Source organism: Kitasatospora sp. NPDC101157 (assembly GCF_044768255.1).
GTDB lineage: Bacteria > Actinomycetota > Actinomycetes > Streptomycetales > Streptomycetaceae > Kitasatospora.
The window spans coordinates 71,757-89,688 of the sequence record NZ_JBIWPL010000018.1 but is presented as its reverse complement, the minus strand read 5'-3'; the positions used below and the strand labels follow the sequence as shown (position 1 = coordinate 89,688).

Here is a 17,932-nt window from a genome sequence, read left to right as displayed (position 1 = left end):
CTCGGTGCGTTCCGCCTCCCCGCAAACGCCCCCGACCTGCGGTTTTCCAACTGTCCGTCAACTGACGGAAAATCGGCGAGCATAGCGCCGTGGCCATGTCAGGGTCAAGGTCTATCTTTTCCAGCCCCACTTCGGTCAAATGACGTCCACCTGTCTTTCATATTGGTTTACCGGGCCTTGGCCAAGAGTCGGCTCGGTCGGGGAGGGCGTCACAACGTTGAAGACCACCAGGAGAGCCGCAGCGGTCACCACCGCGGCGGCGGTCATCGTCACGCTCGGCGCGGGGCTGTTCCCGAGCAGCGCCGTGGCGGCCGGTTCGGCACCGGTTCCGAAGGACCCGGCCGACGCGGTCCAGGCCGTCAACACCGAGCACAACATCCCGGGCCCGCTGACCGCCAAGGTCGACGCCGAGAAGAAGGCTGCCACCGAGCAGCTGCTCAACGGCACCGCCCAGGTCGAGCAGCACAACGGCAGCACCAGCGTGAAGCTCGGCAAGGACAAGTACGTCGAGCTCGCCCGTGAGCGCACGGACAAGATCTTCACGATCCTGGTCGACTTCGGCGACCAGGTCGACAACACCACCAAGACCGCCGACGGCAAGGTCAAGTACGGCGGCGAGGCCGGCCCCAAGCACAACGAGATCGCGGCGCCCGACCGCGCCACGAACAACTCGACCGCCTGGCAGGCCGACTACAACCAGCAGCACTACCAGGACCTGTACTTCTCCAAGGACAAGCCCTCGCTGAAGACCTTCTACGAGAAGCAGTCCTCGGGCCGCTACTCGGTCGACGGCGTGGTCTCGGACTGGGTCCGGGTGCCGTGGAACGAGGCCCGGTACGGCTCCGACTACTGCGGATCCAACGTCTGCGCCAGCGCCCAGGACCTGATCCGCGACGCCGTCGACATCTGGTACAAGGACCAGCTGGCGAAGGGTCAGACCGAGGCGCAGATCAAGGCGACCCTGGCCCAGTACGACCAGTGGGACCGCTACGGCTCGCACCACGACGGGAACTTCAACCAGCCCGACGGGTACATCGACCACTTCCAGATCGTGCACGCCGGTGAGGACAAGTCGGCCGGTGGCGGCAAGCAGGGCAGCAAGGCCCTGTGGGCCCACCGCTCGTACGTCTACGGCAACCTGACGGGCCAGGCCGGCCCCGAGGGCAACAAGCTCGGCGGCGTCCAGGTCGGCAACACCGGCCTCTGGATCGGCGACTACACCATGCAGCCGGAGAACGGCGGCCTCGGCGTCTTCGCCCACGAGTACGGCCACGACCTCGGTCTGCCGGACCTCTACGACACCGCCGGCAAGGGCATCGACAACTCGGTCGGCTTCTGGTCGCTGATGTCCTCCGGTTCCTGGCTCGGCGAGGGCAAGGACAGCATCGGCGACATGCCGAACGACCTCGACGCCTGGAGCAAGTACCAGCTCGGCTGGCTGAAGGTGGACCGCGCCAAGGCGGGCACCGAGTCGACGCACCACATCGGCCCGGTGGAGTACAACTCCAACCTGCCGCAGGCGCTCATCGTCGACCTGCCGAAGAAGAGCATCACCACCGACATCAACAAGCCCTTCGCGGGCAACAGCGAGTGGTGGAGCGGCAGCGCCGACAACCTGAACGTCACGCTCACCCGTGACATCGACCTGACCGGCAGGACCAAGGCCAACATCAACGCCAAGGCCTGGTACGAGCTGGAGCAGGACTTCGACTACGCCTTCGGCGAGGTCTCCACCGACGGTGGCAAGACCTGGACCGTCGTGGACGGCACCTGGAACGGCGCCGCCCTGCCCAAGGAGAACGGCCGCCCGGCCCTCAGCGGCCTCACCGCCGCCTGGGGCGACCTGTCCTTCAACCTGGACGCCTACGCGGGCAAGAAGATCCAGTTCCGCTACCGCAACACCACGGACGGCGGCCTGCACTACCGCGGCTTCGCGCTGGACAACATCTCGGTGGTCGCCGACGGCGCCACCGTGTTCAGCGACGACGTGGAGAACGGCGACAACGGCTGGACCGCCGCCGGCTTCACCCGCTTCGGCGGCTCGTACACCAAGGACTACGCGCAGTACTACATCGCGGAGAACAAGCAGTACGTGTCGTTCGACCAGACGCTGAAGACCGGCCCGTACAACTTCGGTTCGGCCGCCAAGCCCAACTGGGTCGAGCACTACTCCTACCAGCCCGGTCTGCTGATCTGGTACTGGGACGAGTCGCAGACCGACAACAACGTCAGCGCCCACCCGGGCCACGGCCTCGTCCTGCCGGTCGACTCGCACCCGGCTCCGATGAAGTGGTCGGACGGCAGCCTGATGCGTCCTCGCATGCAGGGCTTCGACTCCACCTTCGGTTCGCGCCGCGTCCCGGCGCTGACGCTGCACAAGGCTGACGTCGAGACGGTCATCCCGAAGTCCAAGGGCGTCGACGAGTTCAACGACCTGAAGTCCTGGTGGTCCAAGGACGACCAGTACGCCGGTGTCGACGTGCCGAAGACCGGCACCAGCATCGAGGTCGAGAACGAGTCCGCGAACTACCTGGAGACCTGGATCCGGGTCCGCCCGGTCGACAACTGATCGTCCTGACGGTCAGGCCGTGATCGCGCGGCACTGAAGTCTCCACGTCCGGCCCGCCCCCGCCACCCCGCGGGGGCGGGCCGGACGCTTTTCCACGCCCCTTGCGCGGCTCCCGGCGAGGGCTCGAAGGCCGCCGCCGGGTGGCGGTGGTCACAGGGGCTCCGCCCGGGACGGCCAGCCCTAGCAGACCGGTGTGTCGGTCTAGCGGGCGAGCGGGCGCCGGCGGGCGAGCGGGTCGGACTCCCCGGGAACACCGACGGCTCGACCGGTCCGCACCTGCACTTCCAGATCCGCACCAGCAACCGCTACGGCGCGGTGGTCGACCCGGTCGCCCACCGCTCCGGGCAGGTCGTCACGGCGTTCCGAGGCCCGGCGCCTCAGCCGGCCGCCGCCCGGGCCGGGTGGCTGATCCGTCCGCCGATCTCCAGCGCGACCGTCCGGGCCGCCTCCAGCGCCTCGTCCAGATCGGCCACCGGCACCTTCTCGCCCCAGACGTTCTCGGCGGGGACCGGGTCCTTGCCGTCCTGCTGGAGCAGGAACATCGACGAGTGGATGGTGAACAGCGTCATCGCGGCGCGCAGCCGGTCCTGGAAGCTCGCCTCCGGCCCGTGCACCAGCTGCATCATGGTGATGATCCGCTCCCGGAAGGCCAGTCCGGCCGGGGACTCCCGCAGCGCGGGCTGGTTCTCGTGGAAGAAGCGCAGCAGCGGGGCCCGCTCGGCCATCCCGTCCGCGAAGCGGCGGATCAGCTCGTCGCGGGTCTCCGGGCTCCACTCCTGTTCCCGGCCCCACGCGATGGTCTCGTCGATCGGCGCGGCCATCCGCTCGACGATGCCCAGGACGATGTCGTCCTTGGTCTTGAAGTGGTAGTAGAGCGCGGCCTTGGTGACGCCCAGGCGGTCGGCGATCTCGCGCAGTGAGGTCTGCTCGTAGCCATGCTCCGAGAAGAGCTCCAGCGACACCTCGATGATGCGAGCCCGGGTGTCGCTGCGGGGGCTGTGCGGAGTGCCCATGGCCTGCCTCATGACTGCGTCGGTGACTGCTGCGGACCCCAGGGTGGGAGTCCGCCCCGGGCCCATTCTCCCTGCCCAGGGGGCCGGTCTTAAAACTGGCTTGACGACCGGCTAGGAAACAACCTACCGTGCCGACGATCGATAAACTAGCCGGGCGACAAGTAAGTGAGCCGCCGCCTGGCGCGACGCTCGTCCGAACCACCTCCGGGAGACCCCACCCCATGTCACAGTCCAAGACCGCCGGCCCGGTACCGGAGGACAAGTCGGCCGAGGAGGAACAGCCGCGGTCACCCCGCGAGATCCGCCTCGTGATGGTCGGCTTGGTCGTCACGATGCTGCTGGCCATGCTCGACAACCTGATCGTCGGCACCGCCATGCCGACCATCGTCGGTGACCTCGGCGGCGCCGAGCACCGTTCCTGGGTGGTCACCGCCTACACCCTGACCACCGCTGCCTCCACCCCGATCTGGGGCAAGCTCGGCGACCTGTACGGCCGCAAGGGCAGCTTCCTGACCTCGATCGTGATCTTCCTGGTGGGATCGGCACTGTCCGGCCTGTCGCAGAACATGACCGAGCTGATCGGCTTTCGCGCCATACAGGGCCTGGGCGCCGGCGGTCTGATGGTCGGCGTCATGTCGATCATGGGCGCGCTCGTCCCGCCGCGCGACCGCGGCAAGTACCAGGGCATGTTCGCCGCCGTGATGGCCCTCGCCACCGTCGGCGGTCCGCTGGTCGGCGGCTTCATCACCGACCACCTGAACTGGCACTGGACCTTCTACATCAACCTGCCGCTCGGTGTGGTCGCGCTCGCCGTGGTCATCGTCACCCTGAAGCTGCCGAAGGTCCGCAGCACCGCCCGGATCGACTACTGGGGCGCAATCCTGCTCACCACCGGCATCACCTCGCTCGTGCTGCTGACCACCTGGGGCGGCCAGCAGTACGCCTGGGGCTCCAAGGAGATTCTCGGCTTGGCCGCGCTCGCCCTCGCCTCGCTGATCGGCTTCTGCTACGTGGAGCAGCGGGTCGAGGAGCCGATGCTGCCGCTGAGCCTGTTCAAGAACCTGAACTTCACCCTGGTCTCGATCATCGGCTTCATCGTCGGCTTCGTGATGTTCGGCTCGACCTTCTTCCTGCCGTTCTACCAGCAGATCGTCCAGGGCGCCTCGGCGACCAACTCCGGTCTGCTGCTGATGCCGTTGATGTTCGGCATGCTGGTCGTCTCGCTGGTGGTCGGCCAAGCCGTGACCAGGACCGGCAAGTACCGGATCTACCCGATCATCGGCACCATCGTGATGACCGGCGGCCTGATCCTGCTCTCCACTATGGGCGTCGGCACCAGCAGCTTCACCTCGGCCTGCTGGATGGTCGTGCTCGGCGCGGGCATGGGCTTCCTGATGCAGATCACCATGCTGGTCGCGCAGAACAGCGTCGAGCTCAAGGACATGGGCGTGGCCAGCTCCACCGCCACCCTGTTCCGCACCATCGGCGGATCCTTCGGTGTCGCGCTGTTCGGCGCGCTGTTCAACAACCGGGTCACGGACACCATGACCGCGCGGCTGGGCGCTCAGGCCTCGGCCGGTGGGGGGAAGGACCCGGGCGAGATGGGCCCGGCCGACCTGCGCAAGCTGCCCGAACCCGTTCAGGACGCCTTCCACCACGCCGTGTCCAACGGCATCCACACCGTCTTCCTGTGGGGCGCGGGGGTGGCCGTGATCGCCATCGCCGCCGCGGTGTTCCTGCGCGAGGTGCCGCTGCGCGGCACCGGCAAGGGCGAGAAGCCGGCCGAGGCCTCGCTGGAGGCGGCGGCCGTCTGACGGTCCCCCTCGTACGCACGGCGCCCCCGGGAGGCTCGAAGCCTTCCGGGGGCGCCGTCGTGCTGTCGTCGCCGCGCCTACTGGGGAAGCCGGTAGACGCCCTGTTCGACGGGCTCCACCAGGCCGTCGGCGACCAGGCCGTCCAGGGCCCGGGCGCGCTGCACCGCATCCGGCCAGACGGCGTCCAGCCGGGCCTGCGGCACCGTGCCGTGCGCCTCGCGCAGCACCGCGAGCAGCTTGCCGCGCACCTGGCGGTCCGTGCCCTCGTAGGTCTGGCCGCGCCGGGCCGGGCCCTCGTACGGCGGGCGGCCGGCCCGCTGCCAGGCGCAGACGGAGAACAGCGGGCAGTCCCCGCACTCCGGGCCGCGGGCGGTGCAGACCAGCGCGCCCAGCTCCATCACGCCGACCGCCCAGGTGGCGGCCGTCCCCGCGTCCTCGGGCAGCAGCGCGGTCGCGGTGCGGCGCTCGGCGGCGGTGGTGGCGGTGGCCGGGTACTCGACGCCGGTCACCGCGCGGGCGAACACCCGGCGGACGTTGGTGTCCAGCACCACGTGCCGCTGGCGGAAGGCGAAGGAGGCGACCGCGGCGGCGGTGTACTCCCCCACCCCGGGCAGCGAGAGCAGCGTGGCGTGGTCGTCCGGGACCTCGCCGCCGTGCTCCTCGGTGATCGCCACGGCGGCCGCGTGCAGGCGCAGGGCGCGACGCGGATAGCCCAGCCGGCCCCACATCCGGACCGCCTCGCCGGGCGCCTCGGCGGCGAGGTCGGCGGGGGTCGGCCAGCGGGTGAGCCAGGCCTGCCAGGCGGGCAGCACCCGCTTCACCGGGGTCTGCTGGAGCATGAACTCGCTCACCATGACCGCCCAGGGCGTCGCGTCCGGGGTCCGCCAGGGCAGGTCGCGCTTGCTGGACTCGTACCACTCGATGACGGTCGAGTGCAGCAGCGGCAGGGGCATCGGCGGCGAGGGGGCTTCGGTGGCGGTGATGGCAGTCATGGCCCTTCGATCCTCCCACGGCCGGTGGACGCGGCCGAAGTGGAGGCTCGTGTTCCGGTTGGGGCGAAATGGTCCGGAAGTCCCGGTTCGGGGTCTCCCTCGAACGGATCAAATGGCGGATCATGTGAAAGAAGGGGCGACTGTGCGGTGTTGGTGAGTCAATCGCCACACACAGTCTCGTAGAGTTTGATCGTGCCCTCTCTGCGTCAACCCGTGGGACCGCTGCCGGCCTCGATCTACTGGCGTCGGCGCGTCGTCGTGCTCATCGCCGCCGCGGCGGTCGTCGCCCTGATCGCCTGGCTGATGACCGATCAGGGCGGAGGTGACGGAGGCTCACCGGGCAAGGCCGCCCAGGCCGCACCCTCCCAGTCCGACAGCCAGACGCCGGCTCAGACGATCACGCCCGGCGCCTCGCCGAGCGGCCCCGCGGCGCACCCCGCCACCGGCGGCACCGGCGGTGGGCCGGTGGCCAGCGGCGGCGGCAGCGAGGTCGGTCTCAGCGGTGGCGGTGCCGGTGGCTCCGGGGGTTCCGGCGGCTCGGGTGGCTCCGGTGGCTCGGGTGGCTCCGGTGGCTCCGGCGGGGGCAACCCGGCTCCGGCGGGTGGATCCGGCGGGGGTTCGGCCGGCGGGTCCGGCGGCTCGGGCGGCGGAGCCCCGGCGGTGAACACCCCCGAGGTGATGGCGCTTCCGGTCTGCTCCTCCTCGCAGGTCGCCCTGGAGCTGGCGGGCACCCAGAACTCCTACCAGCCAAAGGACAAGCCGAAGCTGGCCCTGACGGTCAGGAACTCCTCCGGCGCCAACTGCCGGGTGGACCTGGGCCGCACCGCCTCCGTGATCACGGTCAGCAGCGGCAGCAACAACGACCGGGTCTGGTCCTCCGGCGACTGCCCGCCCGACAAGGGCAGCATCTGGGTGCAGATCCCGGCGAACGGCAGCCAGACCGAGACCTTCACCTGGGACCGCAGCCGCAGCAAGCCGCAGTGCGCGACCGCCGACCAGACGGCACCGGCGAGCGGCACGTACGTGGTGCTCGCGGAGCTCACCGGGCTCTCCGGGGACAAGGTCTCGGCACGGACCTCGATCCGCCTGGACAGCTGAACCGCCGTCACTTCGTTCGGAGCCCCCGGCCGCAGCGCGCGGCCGGGGGCTCCTGCGTTGCGGGGCCGTTGCGTTGCGGGGGCCGTTGTGTCGCGCTTCCCCCGGGGCGCGGAACGGGCCCCCGGGGAAGCGTTTCGCCGGGGGCCGTCCGCGGTCTGCCGCGCACCGGTCAGACGTAGCGTTCCAGGATGGACGATTCGGCAAGGCGGGACAGGCCCTCGCGGACCGACCGGGCCCGGGTCTCGCCGACGCCCTCGACCGTCTGCAGGTCGTCGATGCTGGCGGCCAGCAGCTTCTGCAGGCCGCCGAAGTGCTCGACCAGCCGCTCTATCACCGTGTTGGGCAGGCGCGGGATCTTCGCCAGCAGGCGGTAGCCGCGCGGCGAGACGGCGGCGTCCAGGGACTCCGGCGAGCCGGAGTAGCCGAGCGCCTTGGCGACCGTCTGCAGGTCCAGCAGCTCGGCGTGGGTCAGCGCCTCCAGGTCGCCGAGCACCTCGGTGACCGTCCGGCCCTTCTTGGCGGCGCGCTCCGGGAAGTAGTCCCGGGCGACCAGTTCGCGCTCCGGCTCCACGCCCGCGATCAGCTCGTCCAGCTGGAGCGAGAGCAGGCGGCCGTCGATGCCGAGCTCCAGCACGTATCCGGCGATCTCGGTGGCGATCAGCCGGACCATCTCCAGGCGCTGGGCCACGGCGGTGACGTCCCGGACCGTCACCAGGTCCTCGATCTCCAGGGCGGAGAGGGTGCCGGCCACCTCGTCCAGGCGCAGCTTGTAGCGCTCCAGGGTGGCCAGCGCCTGGTTGGCGCGGGAGAGGACGGTGGTGGAGTCCTCCAGCACCCGGCGGGTGCCGTTGACGTACATGGCGATCAGCCGCATCGAGTGCGAGACCGCGACCACCGGGTAGCCGGTCTGCCGGTTGACCCGCTCGGCGGTGCGGTGGCGGGTGCCGGTCTCGTCGGTGGGGATGGTGGAGTCCGGCATGAGGTGGACGCCGGCCCGGACGATCTTGGTGATGTCCTTGTCCAGCACCACCGCGCCGTCCAGCTTGCACAGCTCGCGCAGCCGGGTCGCGCTGAACTCGACGTCCAGCACGAAGCCGCCGGTGCAGAGGGACTCGACGGTCCGGTCGAACCCCAGCACGATCAGGCCGCCGGTGTTGGCCCGCAGGACCCGTTCCAGGCCGTCACGAAGCGCGGTACCGGGCGCGATGGCGGTGAGGGAGGCCCGCAGCAGGGCCTCCTCACGGGAGGCCTTGTCCGCCCCCCGGTCGCTGGCTGCCACGTGACTCCTCCGGTCGACCCCGTGCCGCGCCTCGCGCCGTGCGCCGGTCCGCGGTCTGTTGCTCTGTCGCTCAGTACCGCTTCGGTACTGCCTTCTGGCCAATGAGACTGGGGAAAGTCTAACTGCGTGCGGCTTCGGCAGGGCTTGGGTCAGTGCAGTTCGTCGGAGTCGAGCGGCTCCCAGCCGTCCATCAGCTCCTCCGGGTACGCCGGGACCTTCGCCGCGCGGGGCGCCGGCGGGGCCGACGGGGTCTCACCACGCCCCTCGCCGCGCGGCTTGGCGGCGGCCCGGCGACGGCCCGGGATGGCCCGCAGCGCCTCGCCGATGTCGGCCACCTCGACCACCTTCATGCCCGGCGGCACCTTGCCCGGGTCCGGCGGGACCAGGGCGTGGGTGAAGCCCAGCCGGTGCGCCTCGGCCAGCCGGCGCTGCACACCCGTCACCCGCCGCACCTCGCCCGCCAGGCCGACCTCGCCGATCGCCACCAGGTTGCTGGGCAGCGGGGTGTCGGTGGAGGAACTGGCCACCGCGAGCGCGACCGCGAGGTCGGCGGAGGGCTCGGTCAGCTTCACGCCGCCGACCGTCGCGGTGTAGATGTCCTGCTTGCCGAGCTTCACCCCGCCGTGCCGCTCGACCACGGCCAGGATCATCGCGATCCGGGGCGACTCCAGGCCCGAGGTGGTGCGGCGCGGGGAGGGGATCTGCGAATCCACCATCAGCGCCTGCACCTCGGCGACCAGCGGGCGCTTGCCCTCCAGGGTGACGGTGAGGCAGGTGCCGGGGACGGGCTTGTCACGCCTGGTCAGGAAGAGGCCGGACGGGTCGGCCAGGCCGACGATGCCCTCGTCGTGCAGCTCGAAGCAGCCCACCTCGTCCGTCGCGCCGTAGCGGTTCTTGACCCCGCGGATGAGCCGCAGCCGGGCGTGCCGGTCGCCCTCGAAGCTCAGCACCACGTCCACCAGGTGCTCCAGCAGGCGCGGACCGGCGATCTGGCCGTCCTTGGTCACGTGGCCGACCAGCAGGGTGGCCATGCCGCGCTCCTTGGAGGCCCGAATCAGCGCGCCCGCCACCTCGCGGACCTGGGCCGGGCCGCCGGGGGCTCCGTCCAGCTCGGCGGAGGCGATGGTCTGCACCGAGTCCAGGATGAGCAGGCCGGGGTTGACCGCCTCGATGTGCCCAAGCACCGCGCCCAGGTCCTGCTCGGCGGCGAGGTACAGGTGCTCGGAGAGGGCGTTGATCCGGTCGGCGCGCAGCCGGACCTGGCCGGCCGACTCCTCGCCGGTGACGTAGAGCGTGCGGTGCTGCCCGGTGGCCGCCTTGGCGGCGACGTCCAGCAGCAGGGTGGACTTGCCGACGCCGGGCTCGCCGGCCAGCAGCACCACCGCGCCGGGGACCAGCCCGCCGCCGAGCACCCGGTCCAGCTCCGGCACGCCCGTCGAGCGGGCCGTCGCGACCTGGCCGTCCACCTGGGCGATCGGACGGGCCGGCGCGCTGACCGGACCCGCCGCGGTGGTGCGGATCGGCACCGCGCCGTACTCCTCGACCGTGCCCCAGGCGTTGCACTCCGGGCAGCGGCCGACCCACTTGGGCAGCTGGTTGCCGCACTCGGTGCAGCGGTAGGCCGGGCGCGGCTTGGCGGTGGTCTTGGAACGCGGAGGCATGCGGCCCACGGTAGTGCCTGGGGGTGACAGTCCCGGACCGCGACCGGACGCGCCGCGCGTCCACACAGATGGGCGATGTTGTTACCCGAAAGAAGTACATACGCGGCGAATGGCGGGGACGGGCGGCCCGTTGTCCCTACCGTCGGACGGGTGACAACGCGAACTGTTGGGCCCGTGGGGGCGCCGGACGCCGTGCTCGCGGCGTACGACCGGCAGGTGGACGGCCTGTTCACCTACTGCCTCTCGGTGCTCTGCGAGCACGACGCGGCCGCCGACGCCCTGCGCGAGGTCCGCGAACTGGCCCGGCGGCACGGCGCCCGGCTGGCCGAACCCGGCCTGGTGCGCGCCTGGCTGTTCTCGCTGGCCCGGTACTGCTGCCTGCGGCGGCTGGCGGACGGGACGGGCGGGGACACCGGAGTGGCAGCCGGGGCGGAGCCGGGGGCCGGGCGCGAGGCGGAGCTGACCGAGGCCGAGGCGGTCCGGCGGCGGCGCGAGCTGGCCTCGCTCGCCTGGCCGGAGGCGGCCGGTACGGACCCGGAGCAGCGCGAGGCGCTGGAGCTGTCCGTGCGGCACCGGCTGACCCCGCTGGAGGTGGCGGCCGTCCTGGGACTGCCGTTCGACCGGACCCGCGGACTGCTCGCCACCGCCGAGGCCGAGGTGGCCCGGACCAGGGCCGCGCTGCTGGTGCTCGGGGTGGGCAGCTGCCCCGAGCTGGACCGGCTGGGCGGGGCCGGGGCGGAGTCCTGGCGGGACTGGGTGCTCGGCCCGGCCCTGCGGCGCGAGCTGGTGCAGCACGTGGTGGACTGCCCGACCTGCCGGGGGACGGCGGAGCGGGTGGCCGCCGGGGAGGCGGCCGAGGGAGCGGCGGGGCTGTCGGGGCTGCCGCTGCTGACGGCGCCCTCCCCGGTGGGCGGGACGGCGTCCGGGGAGGCGCGGCCGTCGGTGGCCGGGGTCGCGGTGGCCGGGGTCGCGGCGGCCGGGGTGGCGGGGCGGCGGGGTTCGGCGGCGGCCGAGCCGGGGCTGCGGTTCGACCACGGCGGCTTCCCCCGGCACCGGACGCCGGACGCGGGCCGGGGGCTGGCGGTCCGTCGGCGGGTGGTGACCACCGGGGTGCTCGCGGCCGTCCTGGCGGCGCCGGTGGTCGCGCTGTGGGCCGGGCACCGGGGCGGCGGGTCCGGGTCGGCGGCCTCGGTCTCGGCGGTGCGGGTGGAGGAGGCCGGGCGGGACGCCGGGCAGCGGCCGCCGTGGGCGGCGGGCGGGGCGGAGACGACCGCGGGCGCGGGGGTGCTGGAGCTGGCGGGTGCGGGGCCAGGGAGTGCGGGTGGCGCGGGTGGCGCGGGTGGTGCAGAAACGTTGCTTCCCGGCTTTCCGCGGCTCACTTTCCAGGGGCCGGTGGTCCCGGTACCGGGCCGGGGGTCGACCCCGCTCGGCAGCCCGACCCTGGTCGCCGCCCCGGCCCCGATGGTCGAACGGGCCTCCGCCCCGGGTGCGGGCGACCCGGCTGCGGCCGGACTGCTCACCGTCGAGGCCGGGGAGTACGGCAGCCGGACGGTGCTCACCCTCACCAACTCCGGTACCACGGAGATCCGTTGGCACGCCGTGACGGACGCCGGCTGGCTCCGGCTCAGCCGCGACTCTGGGACCCTCGCGCCCGGGCAGCGGATCACCGTGATCGTCACCGTGGACGAGGATCTCGCGCCCACCGCCCGCTGGACCGCCCGGATCGCGCTGCCGCCCTCACAGGCGGTGGTCACCCTGGAGGGCGGGCCACAGAACCGCGGCGGGTCGACGCCCTCCTCGGCAGAGTCCTCGTCCGTGCCCTCGTCCGCCCCCGCGCCCTCGTCGGGATCCCCGTCGGGACCCCCGTCGGGATCTTCGTCGCCATCGAGCGGGGCACCGAGCGGGGGCCCGTCGGCGACCGCCCCCGCCACGGCTTCACCTTCGTCGACGCCGAGCCGTACGGGCGCGCCGTCGCCGTCGGGTTCGGGCGCGCCCTCGGGAACGCCGGGCGGTACGGCCGCGCCCTCGGCGACTCCGACGGGCGGTGCGTCGCCGCACCCGACGGGAGCGGCCACGGGGTCGGGGCGGTGAGGGGCCCGGCCGCCGCCGGGTGGCCGGGCGTCAGGTGCGGCGGATCGGGGGCACCTGGTAGCTGCCGTCCAGCACCTCGGGCTTCGGCCGGTAGAGCCGGATGATCGGGCGGAACTCGCCGAGCGGGGTGGGCAGCCAGTTGGCGGCGGCCGTCGGGTCCTCAGGCGGTTCGTGCTGGAGCGTCACGGTCAGCGAGCCGTCCGGGCCGTACACCAGGCCGGGGGTGCGGTCGCCGATGGAGTAGCGGTTGATCGGGTTCTCGACCAGGTAGTAGTCCGGGACCGAGTACATCGTGACGGACCAGAAGGCCTCGACCGGCGGCGGCTCCTCGAAGCGGAGGGTGTAGCTGTTGGCGCCGCTGAGCGGGCGGCCGTCGGAGTCGTCGTAGGTCACCGCGTACGAGGTCTCGTAGGCGTGGTTGCCCCAGAGACCGGCCCGGGCGGCGGAGGCGCGGCTGAGGTAGGCGGCGCGGCGGTCGGGGATGCGCCACTCGGGGTCGTCCAGGGTGCCGGGGCCCAGGTGGTCGAGGTTGTAGTCGAAGAGGTGGAGCGCGCAGCGCCACTCGCCGCGTGGGTGCTCCTCGGGCGGGCGGGTGGCGTCCTCGACCCGTTCGCGTCCGGCGGCCAGACCCTTGGCGAGCGCGAGGGTCCACTCCGCGGCGGCCGAGCGGTACGGCGAGGTGCCGTCGTCCAGCAGGCCCAGCGGGGCGAAGCGGCGCTGGTACTCGATGTCCGGGGTGGCCGGCGGGAAGGCCTGCATCCACACCCGCAGGCGCTCGAAGAAGGCCAGCCGCTCGGGGACGTCCGGGTCCGGCTCGGGCAGTCCGGCGACCAGGCCGCCGGGTTCCAGCGGCTCCAGGCGGAGGCCGGCCTGCAGCGCCCTGACCCGCGGGAGGTCGCGCGGGCCGTTGCAGGCGAAGCGGCCGACGATCGTGCCCACGGTGGTGGGCAGTTCGATCACCCGGTCCGGGTGCGGGGCGGTGCCGTGCCAGCCGGGCGGGACGACCAGCCAGGTCTGCGCGTCGGTGCCGGTGGCGCGACTGCCGAGGTAGGCGACGTTGTCCGTCCAGGCGCCGATGAACTGCAGCACGTAGTAGGCGCCGGAGGTGTCCGGGACGTGGAGCACCTGCGGGCCCTCGGAGAGGTCGAGCTGGGCGATCGAGTAGATCGTGTCGTTGTTGACCGAGACGAACTGGTCGCCGGGACCGGCCAGCCGGGTGGCGTGGCTGAAGTGGTTGGGCGGCGCTGCCGGAAGGGTGCCCAGGCCGCCCTTGGCGAAGCGCTCGACCATGGTGAGGCCGGCGACGAGCGGGTAGCCGTAGACGTAGGCGTCGGCGGCCAGGGCCTCCAGCTCGGGCAGGTTCATCGAGGGGTCCTTCGTCGGATCGGGTCGGGGCCCGGGGCGCGGGGCGGGGGGCTGTGGCTGTGGCTGGGGTGGTGCCCGGGGCGGAGCGGGTCAGTGCGGGGAGAGCGGCGGGGGCTGCCAGCGGCCGTCCAGGACGGACGCCTCCGGGCCGTGGATCCGGAGCACGACGGCGAACGGCCCGTCCGGGGCGGGCAGCCAGTTGGCGGAGTGGTCGGCGTCGGCGGGGCGCTTGTGCTGGACGTAGAGGGTGAGACCACCGTCCCCGTCGCGGACCAGGCCGGGGGTGTCGCCGCCGATCGAGTGGCGGTCCAGGGTGTTGTCGACCAGCCGGTGACCCGGGAGCGCGTACATCGTCGCGGACCAGAAGAAGCGGGCCGGGGGCAGGGCGTCCGGGGCGAAGCGGATCAGGTGGTCGCGGTCGCTGGCGTTCGGCGGGCGGCGGCCCTCGCTGTCCGCCGCCCAGCGGCCGTACCAGACCTCCTCGGCGGGCAGGCCGTACGGGTCGAGCTCGGCGCCGACGGCCTGGCGGACGAAGTCCCCGCCGAGCTGTTCGCGGGTGCCGAACAGTCCTGCGGAGTCGCGGAGTTCGGCGAGCGCGCGGGTCAGCCGGGCGCGGCCGTCGGCGATCCCGCGGTCGAGTTCGGCACGGACCTCCAGCGGGAGGAGGGCGGGCTCGAACTCGCCGCGACCGTCGACGCCGAGGTCGGTGAGGCGGCCGCGCAGTTCGGTCTCGGCGGGCGGGAGCCCGTCGGTGAGGGGGAAGAAGCCGAGCAGGAAGTCCAGGTAGGTCAGGAACTCGACGCCCTCCAGGACCTCGTCGCGCCAGACCGGCCAGACCGGTTCGGGGGCGGGGGCGGGCGCCGGGGTGCCGGCGTACTCGTGCAGCGGGCGCAGCCGGTACTGGTCCTGGACGGCCCGCAGGGCGGCGAGGTCGTCGGGGGTGTTCCCGGTGAGGCGGGTGCGGCCGACCAGACCGACCAGGCGGGTGGCGGTGCGGATCACGCCCTTGAGGCCGGGCGGGGGCTCGCCCTGCCAGTCGGGGCCGGCCACCAGGTACTCCCCTGCGTCCTGGCCGGTGGTTCGGGAGCCGATCAACCCGGCGGGCAGGGCGTCGAGTTCGCGCACCGCGAGGACGTGGTAGCGGTCCTGGGCGGGGACCGAGAGCACCCAGGGTTCGGTGCGCAGGTCGAGCCAGGCGCGGGAGGGGAGGGTGTCGTTGTCCGGGGTGACGAGGTCGGTGTCGGCGGGGGTGGCCGGGCGCGTCGTGTGGTGGAAGACGCCGAAGCCGCCGACGTAGCCGGGGTCCGCGTCGTCCAGGGCCTGGGTGTAGAGGGCGCGGTAGGTCCGCAGCAGGGGGTGGCCGCGGATCCAGGCCTCGGCCGCGGTGGCGCGGATGGTGGCCGGATCGACGAGTGCCGGGTTGACCATGCTGTCGCTCTCCCAGGCCGGATCAGATCATGGATCGACTCATATCGGTACATTTCGGATGCTAAGTGGGGCCGGGTGGGGCGGCACTTCGGGCAGCACGCCGAGCGGCACGCCGAGCGGCATCGGGCCCCATTTCGGGCAGCCCCTGGCGGGCGTTCCGGCCGGCGGTCCGACCCGCGGTCCGGTCGACGCGCCTGCTCCGGCGCTCTGCTCAGCGCTAAGCCGGGCGTACGGGCGGGGCCGCCGGGACAGGCTGGGCGGTATGAAGATCCTTCTGCTCGGGGGCTCGTCCTTCCTCGGACGCGCCTACGCCGTCGAGGCACTCGCCCGCGGCCACCAGGTCACCACCTTCAACCGCGGCCGCCGCGCCCCCGACGTGCCCGGGGTCGAAGCCGTCCGGGGCGACCGCGACAGCGCCGAGGACCTGGCGCGGCTGGTCACCGGCCGCCGCTGGGACGCCGTCGTCGACACCTCCGCCCAGCAGCCCGCACAGGTCGCACTCTCCGTACGGCTGCTGCGCGAGCGGGCCGACCACTACACCCTCGTCTCCTCGGTGCACGCCTGCGCCGACTGGGCCACCCAGGTGATCACCGAGGACTCCCCGCTCCTCCCCTGCCCTGCCGACACCCCGCCCGGCCGGCCCTTCGGCCGCGAGCTGAAGGCGGGGTGCGAGCGCGCGGCGTCGGCGGGCTTCGGCGCCGACCGCACGCTGGTGCTCAGCAGCGGGCTGCTGGTCGGACCGTACGAGGTCGGCGGCCGGCTGCCCTGGTGGCTGGAGCGGATGGCCCGCGGCGGGCGGGTGCTCGCCCCCGGCGATCCGGGGCGGACCATCCAGGTGATCGACGTCCGGGACTTCGCCGCGTTCGGGCTCGACCTGCTGACGGCCGGGACGGCGGGGCGCTACCTCACCACCGCGCCGCCCGGGCGGCTCACCTTCGGACAGTGGCTGGAGACCTGCCGGGAGGTCGCGGGCGCCCCGGGCACCGAACTGGTCCGGATCGACGACGGTCCGCTGCTGGCCGAAGGTCCGGACCGGGTCGAGCCCTGGTCCGAACTGCCCTTCTGGGCACCGGACCTGCCGGACTGGGCGTACATCTGGCAGGTCGACAGCAGCCGTGCCCGGGCGGCCGGGCTGCGCTGCCGCCCGTTCGCGGAGACCGCCCGGGACACCTGGGAGTGGCTGCGCACCCGGGGGCCGGTCGAGGACACCGACGCCGAGGGGCGCAAGGGCGCGCCGGGGTCACCGTTCAAGCAGGGCATCGAACCGGCCAAGGAGCAACGGCTGTTGGCCGCGCACGGATGAGTCGCGCCAGATCGGCCGCGCGCAGGCGAGACGCGCGCAGGCGAGGCGCGTCCCGGCGAGACGCGCGCAGGTGAAACGCGCCCCGGCGAGTCGCGCTCAGATGAGCCGCGCGCGGCCGGTGACCGGTCGGGGCGGGAGCGTCGGCCGGGCCGGCGTCCCGCTCCGGGCCGGGAGCGCCGGACGCGGTTCAGTGGCTGCGGCGGGTCACCAGCTCAGCGAGGGCCAGCAGTTCGTCGGCCGCGGACGGCTCCGGTACGGCCACGGCCAGTTGGGCCATCGCCGCGGCCATCCGCTCGCAGGACTCGCCCTGCGCCCAGCCGCGCCCGCCGGCCGCCTCCACGGCGGCCGCGCACCGCGCCAACTCCTCGGCGCTGAGCGGACGTTCGAGCGAGTAGAGCTCGGCGAGCCGGGCACCCTCGGCGGTGCCGGAGCCGAGCGCCTTGACCACCGGCAGCGACTTCTTCCGGGCGACCAGGTCGGCGCCGACCGGCTTGCCGGTGACCGCCGGATCCCCCCAGATGCCGATCAGGTCGTCGATCAGCTGGAAGGCCAGGCCGATCTCGCGGCCGAAGCCGTCCATCGCCTGCGCCGCCTCCTCCGTGCCGCCGCCGTACAGCGCGCCCATCGCACAGGCGGCGCCGAGCAGGGCGCCGGTCTTGGCCTCGGCCATCGCCAGGCACTCGGCGAGCGAGACGTCGTTGCGCTGCTCGAAGGCGCAGTCGATCTGCTGGCCCTCGCAGAGTTCGACCACGCAGTCGGCGAGCCGGCGGATCGAGCCGCGGGCGGCCGGGTGGGCGTCCTCGGCGACCAGGCGCAGCGCGAGGGAGTGCATCGCGTCGCCGGCCAGGATGGCCTCGGTGGTGCCGAACACCCGCCATGCGGTGGGCCGGTGGCGGCGAGTGTCGTCCCGGTCGATGACGTCGTCGTGGAGCAGGGTGAAGTTGTGCACCAGCTCCACCGCGGCGGCCGCGGCGACGGCCCTGCCCGGGGTGCCGCCGAGGGCCTGGGTGGCGGCGAGGACCAGGGCGGGGCGGATCGCCTTGCCGGAGGAGGCCTCGGAGGGCGTGCCGTCCGCCTCCCACCAGCCGAAGTGGTAGCCGGCCACCTTGCGCATCGTGCCGGGCAGTGAGTCGACGGCGGCCCGCAGGACCGGGTCGACCAGCCCGCGGGCGCGGGCCAGGATGTCGGCCGCCTCGTGGCCCTCTTTGTGGTCCCGCTCCAGCGTGGAGCTCGTCATGGGTTCCTCCCCCTGTAGGGCGCGTGCGTGGGACGGCCGGCCCGTCGGGGCGGCCGGGTGCGCCGGGGCGGCGGGCCGGTGG

The 17,932-nt window shown here is 73.1% G+C and carries 12 protein-coding genes; 5 read left to right on the top strand and 7 right to left on the bottom strand.

What is annotated here, in order from left to right; genetic code table 11:
* Positions 1-217 precede the first annotated feature (217 nt).
* The gene (locus tag ACIRVF_RS29290) at positions 218-2,569 is read left to right on the top strand and encodes an immune inhibitor A domain-containing protein (RefSeq protein ID WP_402824168.1); all 2,352 of its coding nucleotides are present in this window, start codon (positions 218-220) and stop codon (positions 2,567-2,569) included.
* A 377-nt stretch (positions 2,570-2,946) separates the two neighbouring features.
* Here the strand turns inward: ACIRVF_RS29290 and ACIRVF_RS29285 are convergent, their stop codons facing one another.
* Positions 2,947-3,582 (bottom strand): TetR/AcrR family transcriptional regulator, encoded by a 636-nt coding sequence (locus tag ACIRVF_RS29285; protein ID WP_402824165.1) that lies wholly within the window; start codon positions 3,580-3,582, stop codon positions 2,947-2,949.
* Between the two features lie 221 nt (positions 3,583-3,803).
* On the opposite strand from ACIRVF_RS29285, the gene ACIRVF_RS29280 reads away from it, so the two are divergent.
* Positions 3,804-5,396, top strand: a complete 1,593-nt coding sequence (locus ACIRVF_RS29280) for an MDR family MFS transporter (RefSeq protein ID WP_402824162.1) — start codon at positions 3,804-3,806, stop codon at positions 5,394-5,396.
* Positions 5,397-5,473: 77 nt separating this feature from the next.
* Here the strand turns inward: ACIRVF_RS29280 and ACIRVF_RS29275 are convergent, their stop codons facing one another.
* Positions 5,474-6,388 (bottom strand): A/G-specific adenine glycosylase, encoded by a 915-nt coding sequence (locus tag ACIRVF_RS29275; RefSeq protein WP_402824159.1) that lies wholly within the window; start codon positions 6,386-6,388, stop codon positions 5,474-5,476.
* A gap of 192 nt (positions 6,389-6,580) precedes the next feature.
* Between ACIRVF_RS29275 and ACIRVF_RS29270 the strand changes: the two genes are divergently transcribed.
* Positions 6,581-7,486, top strand: a complete 906-nt coding sequence (locus tag ACIRVF_RS29270; protein WP_402824156.1) for a hypothetical protein — start codon at positions 6,581-6,583, stop codon at positions 7,484-7,486.
* 169 nt (positions 7,487-7,655) lie between these two features.
* On the opposite strand, the gene disA is transcribed toward ACIRVF_RS29270, so the two are convergent.
* Positions 7,656-8,714, bottom strand: a complete 1,059-nt coding sequence (gene disA / locus ACIRVF_RS29265; protein WP_391492578.1) for a DNA integrity scanning diadenylate cyclase DisA — start codon at positions 8,712-8,714, stop codon at positions 7,656-7,658.
* 200 nt (positions 8,715-8,914) lie between these two features.
* Complete coding sequence (gene radA, locus ACIRVF_RS29260; protein ID WP_402824153.1) at positions 8,915-10,426, bottom strand: DNA repair protein RadA; 1,512 nt, start codon at positions 10,424-10,426, stop codon at positions 8,915-8,917.
* A 174-nt stretch (positions 10,427-10,600) separates the two neighbouring features.
* Here radA and ACIRVF_RS29255 point away from each other — a divergent pair, with 174 nt between their 5' ends.
* Positions 10,601-12,517 (top strand): sigma-70 family RNA polymerase sigma factor, encoded by a 1,917-nt coding sequence (locus ACIRVF_RS29255; protein WP_402824150.1) that lies wholly within the window; start codon positions 10,601-10,603, stop codon positions 12,515-12,517.
* A 30-nt stretch (positions 12,518-12,547) separates the two neighbouring features.
* Here the strand turns inward: ACIRVF_RS29255 and ACIRVF_RS29250 are convergent, their stop codons facing one another.
* Complete coding sequence (locus ACIRVF_RS29250; protein WP_402824147.1) at positions 12,548-13,882, bottom strand: DUF1254 domain-containing protein; 1,335 nt, start codon at positions 13,880-13,882, stop codon at positions 12,548-12,550.
* Positions 13,883-13,972: 90 nt separating this feature from the next.
* Positions 13,973-15,310 (bottom strand): DUF1254 domain-containing protein, encoded by a 1,338-nt coding sequence (locus ACIRVF_RS29245; protein ID WP_402824144.1) that lies wholly within the window; start codon positions 15,308-15,310, stop codon positions 13,973-13,975.
* A gap of 262 nt (positions 15,311-15,572) precedes the next feature.
* Between ACIRVF_RS29245 and ACIRVF_RS29240 the strand changes: the two genes are divergently transcribed.
* Positions 15,573-16,613, top strand: coding sequence for an NAD-dependent epimerase/dehydratase family protein (locus ACIRVF_RS29240; RefSeq protein WP_402824141.1), 1,041 nt, complete (start codon positions 15,573-15,575; stop codon positions 16,611-16,613).
* Between the two features lie 187 nt (positions 16,614-16,800).
* Here ACIRVF_RS29240 and ACIRVF_RS29235 read toward each other — a convergent pair whose 3' ends face one another.
* Positions 16,801-17,850 carry a family 2 encapsulin nanocompartment cargo protein polyprenyl transferase gene (locus ACIRVF_RS29235; RefSeq protein WP_402824138.1) on the bottom strand — a complete coding sequence of 350 codons (1,050 nt, stop codon included), beginning with the start codon at positions 17,848-17,850 and terminating at the stop codon, positions 16,801-16,803.
* Positions 17,851-17,932: the final 82 nt, after the last annotated feature.